Source organism: Streptomyces sp. O3, assembly GCF_054788135.1.
Map to the genome: position 1 here is coordinate 133,198 of NZ_JBTVYK010000003.1, position 14,625 is coordinate 147,822.

A 14,625-nucleotide genomic window follows, 5' to 3' on the forward strand; every position below is an offset into this window, starting at 1 on the left:
TGAACGGTGACCATGGTCGGGTGGATCTCCAGCAGATGCGTTACGTCGTCGCCGTCGCCGAAACCCGCAACTTCACCCGCGCCGCGGAGCGCTGCTCGGTGGTGCAGTCGTCGCTCAGCCACCGGATCGCCGGCCTGGAACGGGAGCTCGGGGTCAAGCTGTTCGCCCGCTCCAGCCGCCGCACCGAACTGACCAGCGCCGGGGCGGCGTTCCTGGTCGGCGCGCGCGAGTGCCTGGCCGCCGCCGACCGCGCGGCCGCCGACGCCGCCGCCGCGTCCGGCGTGGTACGCGGCCGACTCGCCGTCGGCGTGATCGTCACCACGGCCGCGGTCGACGTACCCGAGGTGCTGCAGCGCTACCGCGCCCAACACCCGGACGTCCGCGTCCTGTTGCGCGCCGGGGGCAGCGACGAACTGGTGGCGGCGATCCGGCGGGGCGAGCTCGACATCGCCTTTCTGGGCCTGCCGGAAGGCGAACGGCCGTCCGGAGTGGACACCCTCGCCCTCGATCACGACGAGCACGTACTGGTGGTGCCCGCCGGACACCGGCTCGCGGGCGCGTCACGGGTCACGCTGCGGGACGTGGCCGATGAGACGTTCGTGGACTTCGTGGCCGGAACGCCCGCTCGGGCCCAGTCCGATCAGGCGTTCGCCGCAGCGGGCCTGGCCCGCGACGTCGCGTACGAGGCTGGCGTGGCGGAGCTGATCACCCGGCTCATCGCACGCGGGCTCGGGCTCGCGCTGCTGCCGTCGGCGTTCATCCGGCCGCTGGCCGCCGGCGACCCCGAACTGGCCCTGGTGCCGGTGGCCGACGGACCGCGGCGCGTCGAGTACCTGGCGTGGAACCGCTTCAACCCCAGCCCGGCCACCCGAGCGCTGCTCGACGTCCTCGGAGTCACAAGATCAATGAATCCCGTCCGGAAATCTTGAGCGCGAATTCCCTGCATCACCTCTCCTAGCGACCCCCGATGGTCTAGATTGACCGTGCTTCGCGCTCTAGGCCAGGTGCTACAGAAAGCCAATAGCCGCGTCTTCGACACCAGTTACGTGGGGGGTGGTCGATTTCCGCACATCTCAAGACTCTGGCGGGACCATGTCCAAACACTGGGGACCTGGGGGGTTCTGTGCGACAGGGGGGATTAGTCAGCCCGTTTTCGCCAACGCGCGGGCGGTTGGCGAACGGGGCCGCCAGTCAGCCCGCGATCGACTGGGAGCAGCGGTACCGCCGTACCGTGATCACCAGCGACACGGTGGCCACCGCGATCGTGGTAGCGGCGATCGGGAACTTCTTCGGGGCCCGAGACGCGGCCGACTGGCACGAGAAGTGGGGAATACTCGCATTCGGCACCGAGCTGCTGGTACTGGGGGCGCTGACGGTGAGCCGGGCATGGACCCCGGCCGTGCTCGGCCAGGGCGCCGAGGAATTCCGTCGGCTCGGACGCTCGCTGTTCACCGCGACCGTCGTACTGGCGCTCGGCGGAATCGCCCTGACCTCGCGCAACATCAAACTCTGGATCTTCGTCGCGATTCCCGCGATCGCGCTCGTCACCATGACCGCGCGGTATCTGCTGCGCCTTTGGCTGCACCGAGAACGGAAGGAGGGACGGTGTCTGCGCTCGGTGCTCGCCGCCGGAAGCCCGGCCACCGTACGCGACCTGATCGCGCGGACCCGTAAGTTCCCGCACCTCGGCTGGCGGGTGGACGCGGTGTGCGCCACGGACGGCCCCCGGCTCGGCGGTACCCGACTCGACGGGGACCGGCTGGACGGGGACCGGCTTGGCGGTGAGCGGCTGGACGGAGTGCCGGTCGTCGGCCGTCTGACGGACGTCGCGGGCCACATACGCCGCGACGGCTACCGTGTCGTCGCGGTCACCCCGGACCCTCACTGGTCGCCGGACCGGCTGCAACGACTGGCATGGGACCTCGAAGGCAGCGAAGCCGAGATGGTCGTGGCCCCCGTGCTGATGGAGGTGGCGGGACCGCGGCTGCACATCGACGCGGTACTCGGGATCCCCCTGCTGCGGGTCAGCATGCCGACCTTCACCGGGGGCCGCCGGGCGGTCAAGGAGGTCGTCGACCGGGCGGGCGCGGCGATTCTGCTGGCGCTGTTCGCGCCCCTGATGGTGATCGTCGGGCTGCTGGTGCTGGCGGACAGCCGGGGCGGCGCGTTCTACCGCCAGCGCAGAGTCGGCAAGGACGGCCGCGAGTTCACCATTCTCAAGTTCCGCACCATGGTCGCCGGGGCCCACCGGGCGCGGGCCGAACTGGCCGACCGCGACGAGGGCGCGGGCCTGTTGTTCAAGGTGCGCCGGGATCCGCGGGTGACCCGCGTGGGAGCGGTGCTGCGCCGGTACTCGCTCGACGAGCTCCCGCAGCTGTTCAACGTACTCACCGGGTCGATGTCACTGGTCGGCCCGCGCCCTCCGCTGCCGGAGGAGTCGGCCGCGTACGGCCCGGACATCCGGCGGCGGCTGCTGGTCAAGCCCGGACTCACCGGCCTGTGGCAGATCAGCGGCCGCAGCGACCTGCCGTGGGACGAGGCGGTCCGGCTCGACCTGCGGTACGTGGAGGACTGGTCGCTCGCCCTGGACACCGTGATCTTGTGGAAGACGCTGCGTGCGGTGCTCTGCGGCCAGGGGGCCTACTGATGCGCGGGGGCCGTCCGGCCGACGCGCGGACCACGGCCCGCGAGGGCCTGCCCAGCGGGAGGAACGGGTCATGAGAGTCAGCGTGTTCGGGCTCGGCTACGTGGGCTGCGTGTCAGCCGCGTGCCTGGCCAGCTTGGGGCACGAGGTCATCGGGGTGGACGTGAACCAGGCGAAGGTCGACCTGGTCAACGACGGCAAGGCCCCGGTGGTCGAGGAACGCATCGGCCAGCTCACCGCCGAGGTCGTACGGACCGGGGCGTTACGCGCCACCCGAGACGTCCGCGAGGCGATCGCGGGCAGCGAGGTGTCGCTGGTCTGCGTGGGCACGCCGTCGGAGCCCAACGGCAGCCTGTGCACCACGTACTTGGAGCGGGTCACCGAACAGATCGGCGCCGCGCTGGCGGATCTCGGGGAACGCGGAGAACACCGCGAGCACGACGGACGCGACGGGCACAGCGGGCGGCACACCGTGGTGTTCCGCAGCACCATGCTGCCGGGCACCTGTCTGAACCTGCTGGTGCCGATCCTGGAGAAGTACGTCGGCGGCACCGCCGGGGCGGACGTCGGCGTCGCGGTCAACCCGGAGTTCCTGCGCGAGGGCACGAGCGTGCGGGACTTCTTCGACCCGCCCAAGACCGTCATCGGCGAGCTCGACCCGGCCAGCGGCGACACGGTGACGGCGCTGTACGACGGCCTGCCCGGCGAGGTGTTCCGGGTGCCGGTCCCGACGGCCGAGGCGATCAAGTACGCGGACAACGCCTTCCACGGCCTCAAAATCGGCTTCGCGAACGAGCTGGGCGCGGTGTGCCAGGCGCTCGGCGTCGACTCGCACCAGGTGATGGACGTGTTCCTGGCCGACCGCAAGCTGAACATCAGCCCCGCCTATCTGCGGCCCGGCTTCGCCTTCGGCGGCTCCTGCCTGCCCAAGGACCTGCGCAGCCTGGTGCACGCGGCACGGCAGGCCGACGTCTCGGTGCCCATCCTCGCCCATGTGCTGCCCTCCAACTCCGACCATCTCCAGCGCGCGGTGGACCTGGTCGAGCGCACCGGCAAACGCCGGGCGGGCCTGTTCGGACTGTCCTTCAAACCCGGCACCGACGACCTCCGCGAAAGCCCGCTCGTCGAGCTGGCGGAGCGGCTCTTCGGCAAGGGGTACGACCTGCGGATCTACGACGCCAATGTGAGCCTCTCCCGGCTGATCGGCGCGAACCGCGGGTACATCGAGACCCGGCTGCCGCACCTCGCGCAGCTGCTCGCGGACTCCGTCGACGAGGTACTCGACCACGCCGAGGTGTGCCTGGTCGGGACCAGGGACCCGGCCGTGCTGTCGGCGCTGCCGCACGGCGAAGGACCGCTGATCGTCGACCTCGTCCGCCTTCCCGACGCCGACGCGCGTCAGACAGAACCGGGGTACATGGGCCTTGCTTGGTAACACGACCGGCGACGACCGGCCGGAACGGCACACACGCGACCGGCGTGCGCTGGTCCTGGTGGAGAACCTCTCGGTGCCGTTCGACCGGCGGGTGTGGCAGGAGTGCACGACGCTGCGCGACGCGGGCTGGACCGTACACGTCATCTGCCCCCAGGGCAGCGGGCGGGACACCGAACCGGAGGCGGAGATCGAAGGGGTGCAGATCCACCGCTACCCGCTGCGCGCGGCCACCGGAGGCCCGGCCGGATACCCGCGGGAGTACGGATCGGCGCTGTGGCATACGGTCCGGCTGGCCCGGAAGGTCGGCCCGGTCGACGTGGTGCACGCCTGCAACCCGCCCGACCTGCTGTTCCTGCCAGCCCTGTGGCTGAAGCGGCGCGGCGCGCGGTTCGTCTTCGACCAGCACGACCTGGTGCCCGAGCTGTACCTCTCCCGGTTCGGCCGCGGCGAAGACCTGCTCTACCGCGCCGTGTGCGCGCTGGAACGGCTGACCTACCGGGCCGCGGACGTCGTGCTCGCCACGAACGAGAGCTACCGGGACGTCGCGGTGCGCCGTGGCGGTCAGCGGCCTGAGGACGTGTTCGTGGTGCGCAGCGCGCCCGACACCGAACGGTTCCAACCCGTACCGCCCGAGCCGGAGCTGAAGCACGGCAAGCCTCATCTGCTGTGCTATCTCGGCGTCATGGGCCCGCAGGACGGCGTCGACTACGCCCTGCGGGCCCTCGCGAAGCTCCGCGACGAGCTCGGACGGACCGACTGGCACGCGGTGTTCGTCGGCGGCGGCGACACGTTCGAGGCGATGGCGGAGCTGTCCCGGCGGCTCGGCCTCGCGGAGCAGGTGCGGTTCACCGGGCGCGTCCCGGACGCCGACCTGGTGCGCTATCTGTCCACCGCGGACGTGTGCCTCTCCCCTGACCCGCGCAATCCGCTCAACGACGTGTCGACCATGAACAAGGTCCTCGAGTACATGGTGATGGGCAAGCCGATCGTGTCGTTCGACCTCAAGGAGGCACGGGTCTCCGCCGGTGACGCCGCCGTCTACGCGCCCGCCGACGACGAGGCCGAGTTCGCCCGGCTGATCGCGCTGCTGCTCGACGATCCGGAGCGGCGGGCCCGGATGGGCGAGAGCGGCCGGGAGCGGATCAACGGGCCGCTCTCCTGGCGGAACTCGCAGGCGTCGCTGCTCGCCGCCTACGACGCCGCCAGCCGTGACCGCGCCCCGGTGCGGCGGGCGGCCCGTGCCGGGCGGGGAGCACCGTACCGGGCAGGGATGAGGCCGCGCCGTTGAGCGACGACACCATACGCCTGGCCACGCTCGGGCGGCTGATCCGTCGGCGCTGGCGGTTCCTCACCGTCGTCGCCGTGCTGGGCGCGCTCGTCGGCTACGGCGTCTCGGTGCTGTTCCCGCCGCGCTACACGGCGTCGGCGTCCGTACTGCTGCCGGGGGCGTGGGAGGCGCGCGAGCTGCGCACCCAGGCGGAGATCGCGTCCAGTTCGGTGGTGGTCGAGCGCGCGGCCGCCGCGCTCGGCTGGACCGCGGTCAGCGACCGCGAGCTGCGGGACCGGGTGAGCGCCGAGGCCGCCGAGGGGAACTTCGTCAAGGTCTCCGGCACGGCCGAGACCCCGGAGCGCGCGCAGCGGCTCTCCGACCAGGTGGTCCAGCAGTACATCACCTTCGCCGCGCGGATCGTCGACGACGAGACCGACCCCGAGGCGGCGGCGCGGCCCGAGACGCTGCGGCAGCTGGTGACGCGGACCAGCCGTCGTATCACCGAGCTGGCCGACGCGGCCGGTCCGGGGCGGACCGTGGAAGACGTACAGACGCACGCCGAGCTCGCGAAGCTGCGCACCGCGCTCCAGGAGGCGGTCAACAAGCTGGACCAGGCCGACCCGGCCGCCGCCAGGACCACCATGGTCGTCATGGGCCCGGCGGCCCGGCCGTCCGGGGCCGCACCGCCGACGCGGACGCACCTCGCCGCCGCCGGGGCGCTGCTGTTCGTCCTCCTCGCGGTCATCGGCCAGCTCGCCGCCGCCCGGACCGGCCGCCGACCGCGTACCGAGCCGGAGATCGCGGCCGCGCTGGGCTCGACGCCGCTGGGCACCGTCGACGTGCCCGGTGAACGGCGCGCGCTCCGGCCGGAAGGCCGTGGCCCGCGGGCCCGGATCCGCTGGCTGCTCGGCGTCGACGTCCCGTGGGACGTGTCCGCCCCGCGGACGTCCGGCGACGAGGACAGCAGGCGGATCCGCTACCAGCGGGTGTGCGCCCGCCTCCGGGACCGGCTGCCGACTCCCCGGCCGCCGCTGGTCGTCGTCCCGGACGACGACCGGATCGCCCGTCAGGCCGCCGAGCGGCTCGCCGCCGAGGCCGGGAGCGATCCGTCACCGCGAGTGGTGGAGGTCTCGGCGTCCCAGCCGACGGTGCCGGACCGCGACGACGAGTCCGGCGTCCTGGTCGTGCTCAGCGCGGGCGTCAGGACCGCCGACGAGCTCGCGGGCCTCGCCGACGCGTGCGCGGACGCCGGGCACGAGCTCGTCGGCGTCGTCCTCACCGGCACGGTCCGGACCCGTGCGGCACAGCCCGCCGACCGTACGCGGGAGGCCGCCACGCCAGCGCCGCTCGCGGTCGGCGGCGGCGCGACGGGGGGCGCCGAGTGACGAGAGCGACGAAGCATGCGACGTCTCAGCCGTCCCTGTCGTCCCAGTCGCCACAGCCGTCCCAGGCGTCCCAGCCGTCTCGGCTGTCTCAGCAGTCCGTCGCGGCTCCGCTCCTCGACCTTCAGGTGCTGGTGGTGGCGATACGGAGACGCCGCCGCCTCTGGTGCGCCATGGCCCTGCTGGGGCTGCTGGTCGGCGCGGCGGCGGCGGTCCTGCTGCCGCCTCCGCCGACCGCGGTGACCAAGGTGCTGGTCGCGCACCAGCAGGACCAGCCGAACGACCCCGGCACGCTGATCCGCACGGACGCCGCGTTGCTGCACACCACGCGGATCGCCGAGCAGGCCCTGCGGTCCCTCGACTCGGCGGAGAAGCCCGAGGACTTCATGCGGGAGTACGAGGGCACCGGCCTGACCAACAATCTGCTCCAGATCAACGCGACGGGCGACAGCGACGCGGAAGCCGTGGCCCGCGTGAAGGCGGTGGCCGACGCGTTCGTCGCGGACCATGTGCGGCGGATACGGGAAGTCGCGGACGCCGAGGCCGAGAGCCTGCTCCGGCAGCGCGACCGGCTGCGCGACGAACTCGCCGACGTCAACAAGACGATCGGGGACGGGTCGGCTCAGAGCGGGCCGAAGGACTCGGCGGACCGGGAGTCGCTGTTCGCCCGCCGGGCCGAACTCACGTCGCGGATCACCGAGTTCGGCGAGCGCGCCGCACAGGCGCGGGTCGGCACGCCCCGGCTCATCGCGGGCACCCAGATCGTGGACGCCCCGCACGCGGTGCGGCACTCGCTGCCCAGGACCGCCGCGGCCAACGGCGCGATCGGGCTCGCCCTCGGGCTCGTCATCGGGCTCGCGGCGGCCACGATCCGTACGGTGGTCGCGGACCGCCCCGTACTGCGCCGGGACATCGCCGCGCACCTCGGCGCCTCGGTCGTCGCGGAGCTGCCCCACCGGTCGGCCAGGCGGTGGCGGCGGCGACGGGTCCGGGCGGCACGGGCCAGGCTCACCACATCCCTGGCCCGCGTCGTGCGCGGCTCGGCGGAACCGGTGTCGCTGCTGGAGCTGGGCTGTGCGCGCGACACGAGCGTGCTCGCCCTGGACCTCGCCAGGGCGCTGGCGGGTCAGGAGCGCGAGGCGGTCGTCGTCGACGGCCTGCCCGGCTCGCGGCTCGCCGACCGCCGCCCGAAGCCGGGCGATCCCACCGTGGTCAGCGGCGAGCGTGACCCCGGCTCTGCGCTCCAGGAGTTCCGGGTCGGCGTCGGCTCGGTGGCGCCCGGCACGGCGTGGACCGACCTCCGGTACCTCGGCGCGCGGACCGTGCTCGTCGTACGCGCCGGACACGGCAGCGCCGCATGGCTGCACACCGTGGCGCGGCAGCTCGCGGACCAGCGCATCGCGGTGATCGGCGTGGTGCTGATCGACCCCGATCCGGGCGACCGGACCGACGGCACGCTGTGGGACGGGCCGCACACCGCCCTGCGCGGCCGTCGTGAGCGGCTGGCCCGGCAGAACGGAACGGCCCAGCGGCGAACGGAGCAGCGGCAGGCAGGCCAGCGGCAAACGGAACGGCAGCGGGCGGAGCTGCCGTCGATGCGGGCGGCACGGATCCCGGACGGCGACTACGACCACGACCACGACCCGAACCACGACCAGAACCACGACCACGACCAGAACCACGAGCAAGGCCAGGGCCACGACCAGGGCCAGGGCCAGGAGGCGCGGTAGAACATGTGTGGCATCGCGGGCACATACCGATGGCCGGACGGGAAGGCCGTGGCCGACCGGCTCACCGACACGCTCACCCACCGCGGCCCGGACGGCGCGGGCCGGTACGACCACCCCGTCGGCGACGGCGAGGTGCACTTAGGGCACCGTCGGCTGGCCATCATCGACCTGTCCGACACCGGCGCCCAGCCGATGGCGTCGGACGGCCTCGTCCTGACGTACAACGGCGAGCTGTACAACGCGCCCGAGCTGCGCGCCGAGCTCGCGGCCGCCGGGGTGCGCTTCCGCGGCACCTCCGACACCGAGGTACTCCTGGAGGCCTGGCGGCGCTGGGGCACGGACTGTCTGCCCCGGCTGCGCGGCATGTTCGCGTTCGGGGTCTTCGACGAGCGCACCGGCGATCTGGTGCTCGCCCGCGACCAGCTCGGCGTCAAACCGCTGTTCCTGCTCCGGCGCGGCGGAGGTCTGGTGTTCGCGTCCGAGCTCAAGGCGCTCGCCGCCGTGACCGGCGGGTCGCTGCGCGTGGACGACGCGGCGCTGGTGGCCTCGCTGCTGTACTACTGGGTGCCGGACTCCCGGTGCGCGTTCCGCGAGGCGGAGAAGCTGCCGCCGGGAAGCTGGCTGCGGTGCCGCCGGGACGGCCGGGTCCAGCGCGGCCGGTTCTGGCGGCTGAGGGACGTCGCCGCCGAGGGCCAAGAGCGCGCCCGGAGCGGTGAACAGCCGGACCTGGCCGCCGTCGTGGAAGAGTCGACCCGGCGGCATCTGCTCTCCGACGTGCCCGTGGCGACCTTCCTCTCCGGCGGTCTGGACTCCAGCTACCTGACCGCGCTGGCGGCCCGCGACCGGCCCGGCATCCCCGCTTACACGATCGGGTTCCGCGCCGAGGACGCCAGGTTCGAGGCGATGCCGGACGACCTGCGCTACGCGCGGCGGGTGGCCGAGCGGTTCGGCGTGGACCTGCGGGAGATCGAGATCGCGCCGAACGTGCTCGACCTGCTGCCGCGGATGGCGTACTCCCTGGACGAGCCGATCGGCGACCCCGCCGCGATCAACACCTTCCTGATCTGCGAGGCCGCCCGGCAGGCCGGGGTCAAGGTGATGCTCTCGGGGATGGGCGCCGACGAGCTGTTCGCGGGGTACCGCAAGCACCTGGCCAACCTGCTCGCGCTGCGCTACCAGCGCGTCCCGCGCCCCCTGCGGCGCGGGGTGTCCAAGGCGGTGGACCGGCTGCCGGTCGCCACCGCCCGCCGCGGCTACCGATCGGTGCGCTTCGCGAAGCGGTTCCTCTCCTTCGCCGAGCTGCCGGAGGAGACCGCGTTCCGGCGCAGTTACACCCTGTACGACCGGGACGAGCTGCTCGCCCTGGTCAATCCGGACCTGGCCCCGGAGGTCGACGACGTGCTGACCGAGCACGCGGACACCTACCACGACAACGCCCTCGACGACTTCGTCAACCGCATGTGCCTGGGCGACACCCGGATGTTCCTGCCGGGCCTGAACCTCGCCTACACGGACCGGGCGAGCATGGCCGCCTCGACCGAGGTGCGGGTGCCGTATGTGGACGTCGAGGTGGTCAAGGCGGCGTTCGCGGTGCCCGGTGACCGCAAGATCGTCGGGCGGCAGGGCAAGGCCGTCCTCAAGGAGGCGGCGGTCTCGGTGCTGCCGCGGGAGATCGTGTACCGGCCCAAGGGCCTGTTCAGCGCCCCGCTGCGGGCCTGGATGAGCCGGGATCTGGCGCCGCTGGTGCGCGAGGTGATCCATGACGGCGCGCTCGTCCGGGCCGGGTTTCTGCGCCGCGACGCGCTGGCGCGGCTCGCCGCCGAGGACGCCGCCGGGCACCGGGACTTCTCCAAGCAGCTATGGCATGTGCTGACCCTCGAGTACTGGTATCGCGACGCGTGTTCAGCGGAGTTCGGGTGAAAGAGGAGTTCGGGTGAAACAGGTTGCACAGAACTACAAGAGCGGCGAACTGGCGCTGATCGACGTGCCCGAGCCGGGGTGCAAGCCGGGCGGTGTGCTGGTCCGCAGCGCGTACTCGCTGATATCGACCGGGACCGAGGTCATGAAGGTGTCCGAGGCCAGCATGTCGATGCTGGGCAAGGCCCGCTCCCGCCCCGACCAGGTGGCCAAGGTCGCGCAGAGCGTGGCCGCCAACGGGGTGCCCGCCACCTACCGCAAGGTGATGGGCAAGCTGGACTCCTATACGCCGCTGGGCTATTCGCTGTGCGGGGTGGTCGAACGGGTCGGCGCCGGGATCGACGATGTGGCGGTCGGCGACCTGGTGGCCTGCGCCGGGAACGAGCACGCGCTGCACGCCGAAGTGAACTGGGTGCCGAAGAACCTCTACGCCCGCGTCCCGGACGGTCTCGCGCCGCGGCACGCGGCGTTCGGCACCGTCGGGTCGATCGCGTTGCAGGGCGTCCGCCGCGGCGAGTCACAGCTCGGCGATGTGGCGCTGGTCGTCGGCCTCGGTCTGATCGGGCAGTTGGTGGTGCAGCTGCTCACCGCGTCGGGGGTCCGCGTCATCGGGGTCGACCCGGATCCGGAGCGCCGCGCGCTCGCCGCGCGGCTGGGCGCGGCGGCCTGCGGCGATCCCGGCTCGTCGGCCGTGGAGAACTCCGTCGCCGAACTCACCGGCGGCCACGGCGTGGATCAGGTGTACCTGGCCGCGGGCGGCGACAGCAACCAGCCCGTGGAGCTGGCCGCCCGGCTGAGCCGGGACCGCGGCCGAGTCGTCGACATCGGCAAGTGCCGTCTGGATCTGCCGTGGAACGCGTACTACGAGAAGGAACTCGACGTCCGGTTCTCCCGCTCGTACGGCCCCGGACGGTACGACCCGGAGTACGAGATCGAGGGGCGGGACTACCCGATCGGCTACGTACGCTGGACCGAGCGCCGCAACCTGGCGTGCTTCCTCGATCTCCTCGCCCGCGGCCGGGTCGACGTGGAGCCCCTGGTGTCGCACACGGCGGACTTCGCCGACGCCGTCGAGACGTACCAGGGCCTGAAGGACGGCGAGCTGAAGGCCGTGGCCGTGCTGTTCCGGTACCCCGAACACACGGCGGAAGCTGGGGACTTGGCGATGCCCGTGCCCGCCGTACGGCACGACGGCGAAGCGCCCACCCCGCGCCGGTCCGCATCCGCATCCGCGTCCACGCCCACGCCCGCGCCCGCGTCCGCGTCCGCGTCCGCGTCCGCCAAGGCTCCGGTGCGGCTGGCGTTCGTCGGCGCGGGGAACTACGCGACGTCGATGCTGCTGCCGCACCTGGCCCAGCGCGACGGCGTCGAGCTGTCCACGGTCGTCACCACGACGGCGCTGTCCGCGGCCAACGCGCAGCGCAAGTTCGGCTTCGCGCGGGCGACCACCGACCTCGACGGCGTGCTCGGCGACCCGTCCGTCGACGCGGTGTTCGTGGTCACCCGGCACAGCTCGCACGCCGAACTGACCCGGAAGGCGCTCCTCGCGGGCAAGGCGGTGTTCGTGGAGAAGCCGCTGGCGCTCACCGAGGACGAACTGGCCGATGTGCTCACCGCCGTGAAGGAGTCCGGCAACGACCGGCTCCAAGTGGGCTTCAACCGCCGGTTCGCGCCGCTGCTACGGGAGGCCAGACAGCGGTTCGGCACCCCCGCCGGACCGGCGAGCCTCCGCTACCTCGTCAACGCGGGGCGGCTCGACCACGGCAGCTGGTATCTCCAACAGGACGCCGAGGGCTCCCGGTTCGCCGGTGAGGGCGGGCACTTCATCGACACGGCAAGCTGGCTGCTCGGGGCCGACCCGGTCTCGGTGTACGCGGTCACCGCACCCGGCGACGACGACCTCCAGGTCGTGCTGCGCTACCCGGACGGGTCCACCGCCGCCCTCAGCTATGTCACCACAGGACCGGGCAGCTTCCCCAAGGAGACCCTGGACGTGTTCGCGGACGGCCGCGCGCTGCGGCTCGACGACTTCGTCCGCGCCTCGGTGTACGGCCGCAGGCGCTGGACCAGTTCCCTGCTGCCCAAGGCGCGGGACAAGGGCCAGCGCGCCGAACTGGCCGCGTTCCTCAGGGCCGTGCGGACCGGCGGGCCGATGCCGGTGCCGCTGGAGTCGCTGGCCGCCACCACGGCGGCCACCCTCGCCGTGCGGGCCAGTCTGGTCGGCGGCGCGCCCGTGACGCTGGCGGGGGCGCGATGACGGTGAGCGCGTCAGGCGCGGGCTGGTACCTGCGGCGGCTGTCCCGGATGGGGCCGCGGGAGGTCGGCGGCCGGGTCGGCGACGCGGTGCGCAGGCGGCGGTGGCGCTCGGCCCCGCCGGACTGCCCGCGCGGCGCCGGCGACGCCTTCACCGCCGTACTGCCCGCCGGGACGATCGCCGCGATACCGCCGGACGCCGCGAAGCGCCTCATCGCCGATGCGGACCGGCTGCTGGCGGGGCACGCCGAGTACTTCGGCGTGCCCCGCGACGACCTGGCCGACCCGGACTGGCGGTACGACCCGAAGACCGGCCGTCGCGCGCCGGAGTGCTACGCCTTCGATGTGCCGTACCGGGACGAGGACGCGGTCGGGGACGTCAAGCAGCTCTGGGAGCTGTCCCGGCACCAGTACCTCACCGTGCTCGCCGCCGCCTACGCGGTCACCGGGGACGAGCGGTACGCCGAGCGGGTTGCCGGGCACCTGCGGTCGTGGTGGGCGGCCAACCCGCCGCTGCGCGGGGTGCACTGGACCAGCGGCATCGAGCTGGGGATCCGGCTGCTGTCCTGGGTGTGGGTCCGCCGCCTGCTGGACGGCTGGCCGGGCGCGGCCGGACTGTTCGAGGACAACCCGGTGGCGGTGGGCCAGGTCTGGCACCACCAGCGCTGGCTGGCGGCCTTCCCCAGCCGGGGGTCGTCGGCGAACAATCACGTCATCGCCGAGGCCGCCGGACAGTTCGCCGCGGCCTGCGCGTTCGGCTGGTTTCCCGAGTCGGCGTACTGGCGGGCCGACGCGCTGCGGTCGCTGGAGCGGCAGCTGCGCGCCAACACCTTCGGCTCGGGCCTCAACCGCGAGCTGGCCACCGAGTACCACGGCCTGGTCCTTGAGCTCGGCCTGGCGGCGCTGGCCGAGGCGGACGCCGCCAGGGTGCCGGCCCCCGCGTCGGTGCGGCTGGTGCTGCTGCGGATGACCGACGCGCTCGCGGCCGTCGTGGACGGCCGGCTGCGGCCGCCGCGCCAGGGGGACGGCGACGACGGGCACGGCCTGGTCGTGGACGGCGCGGGCACCGACCGCTGGGCCTCGCTGCTGGCCACCGGGCAGGCCGTGTTCGGCCGTCTCGCCTGGTGGCCGACGCCGCCCGACGCCGATGCGCGCACCCCGCTGCTGGCCGCGCTGATCCGCCCGTACCCGAAGGAGGGCGGCACACCGGCCGTGACCCGCCCGGCGCACCGGCCGGACCACTTCGCCGACGCGGGCCTGACGATCCTGCGCGGCCCGTCGGGGATCTGGTGCCGCTGCGACGGCGGTCCGCACGGCTTCCTGTCCATCGCCGCGCACGCGCACGCGGACGCGCTGTCCGTGGAGGTCCGGCACGACGGGGTCGATGTGCTCGCCGATCCGGGGACGTTCTGCTATCACGGGCAGCCCGAGTGGCGGCGGTACTTCCGGTCGACCCTCGGCCACAACACCCTCCAGGTGGACGGCGGTGACCAGTCCGCCTCCGGCGGGCCGTTCCTGTGGACCCGGCAGGCGCGCAGCCGCGTCCTGGCCGTGAACACCTCCGCCGACGTCGGGGGCACGGCCGACTGGTGCGCCGAGCACGACGGCTACGGGCCCTCCGTGCACCGCCGCGAGGTGCGGCTGACGGACGCGAGCCAGGAGCTGCGGGTGGTCGACCGGCTGTCGGGACCGCGCCGGGCCGTGCGCCTGGCGTTCCACCTCGGCCCGGCGATCGCCGCGGACCTGGTGGACGACCGGGCGGTGCTCACCTGGACACGGGACGGCGAGGACCGCTCCGCGGTGCTCGACCTGCCCGGACAGCTGCGCTGGCGGGCGCACCGCGGCGAGAGCGATCCGCCGCTGGGCTGGTACTCGGCCGGTTTCGGACGCAAGGAGCCCGCCACCACGCTGGTCGGCACCGGCTTCGCGGGCGGCTCGGACGGGCCGCGCGGCCTCACCACCGTGCTCGGGTTCCGCGGCTAGGGGGGCTGGGA

General features: G+C 73.2%; 9 protein-coding genes. All 9 read left to right on the forward strand.

Translation table 11 applies throughout. The features are described from left to right. Positions 1–20: 20 nt before the first annotated feature. A complete protein-coding gene (locus ACX6XY_RS03055; RefSeq protein ID WP_460325998.1) occupies positions 21–929 on the forward strand; it encodes a LysR family transcriptional regulator in 909 nt (302 codons plus the stop codon). Between the two features lie 194 nt (positions 930–1,123). After that, positions 1,124–2,647: a sugar transferase gene (locus ACX6XY_RS03060; protein WP_460326000.1), complete on the forward strand. Its 1,524-nt coding sequence runs from the start codon at positions 1,124–1,126 to the stop codon at positions 2,645–2,647. A gap of 70 nt (positions 2,648–2,717) precedes the next feature. Then, complete coding sequence (locus ACX6XY_RS03065) at positions 2,718–4,079, forward strand: nucleotide sugar dehydrogenase (protein ID WP_460326002.1); 1,362 nt, start codon at positions 2,718–2,720, stop codon at positions 4,077–4,079. Continuing rightward, positions 4,069–5,367, forward strand: a complete 1,299-nt coding sequence (locus tag ACX6XY_RS03070; protein WP_460326004.1) for a glycosyltransferase family 4 protein — start codon at positions 4,069–4,071, stop codon at positions 5,365–5,367. The genes ACX6XY_RS03065 and ACX6XY_RS03070 overlap by 11 nt, the downstream gene beginning before the upstream one ends. Next, positions 5,364–6,734 carry a Wzz/FepE/Etk N-terminal domain-containing protein gene (locus tag ACX6XY_RS03075; RefSeq protein ID WP_460326006.1) on the forward strand — a complete coding sequence of 457 codons (1,371 nt, stop codon included), beginning with the start codon at positions 5,364–5,366 and terminating at the stop codon, positions 6,732–6,734. The genes ACX6XY_RS03070 and ACX6XY_RS03075 overlap by 4 nt, the downstream gene beginning before the upstream one ends. 83 nt (positions 6,735–6,817) lie before the next feature. After that, the gene (locus tag ACX6XY_RS03080; protein WP_460326129.1) at positions 6,818–8,461 is read left to right on the forward strand and encodes a Wzz/FepE/Etk N-terminal domain-containing protein; all 1,644 of its coding nucleotides are present in this window, start codon (positions 6,818–6,820) and stop codon (positions 8,459–8,461) included. Between the two features lie 3 nt (positions 8,462–8,464). After that, positions 8,465–10,381 carry an asparagine synthase (glutamine-hydrolyzing) gene (asnB, locus tag ACX6XY_RS03085; protein ID WP_460326008.1) on the forward strand — a complete coding sequence of 639 codons (1,917 nt, stop codon included), beginning with the start codon at positions 8,465–8,467 and terminating at the stop codon, positions 10,379–10,381. 13 nt (positions 10,382–10,394) lie between these two features. Next, complete coding sequence (locus ACX6XY_RS03090; protein ID WP_460326010.1) at positions 10,395–12,635, forward strand: bi-domain-containing oxidoreductase; 2,241 nt, start codon at positions 10,395–10,397, stop codon at positions 12,633–12,635. Then, on the forward strand, positions 12,632–14,614 hold the full coding sequence (locus ACX6XY_RS03095) for an alginate lyase family protein (protein ID WP_460326011.1): 1,983 nt from the start codon (positions 12,632–12,634) through the stop codon (positions 14,612–14,614). Before ACX6XY_RS03090 ends, ACX6XY_RS03095 begins: the two co-directional genes overlap by 4 nt. The last annotated feature ends 11 nt before the right edge of the window (positions 14,615–14,625 follow it).

Bases quoted from the DNA above. Each gene is read 5' to 3' on its own strand.
- ACX6XY_RS03065 (WP_460326002.1), top strand. From the start codon at position 2,718: ATGAGAGTCAGCGTGTTCGGGCTCGGCTACGTGGGCTGCGTGTCAGCC.
- asnB (WP_460326008.1), top strand. From the start codon at position 8,465: ATGTGTGGCATCGCGGGCACATACCGATGGCCGGACGGGAAGGCCGTG.
- ACX6XY_RS03095 (WP_460326011.1), top strand. From the start codon at position 12,632: ATGACGGTGAGCGCGTCAGGCGCGGGCTGGTACCTGCGGCGGCTGTCC.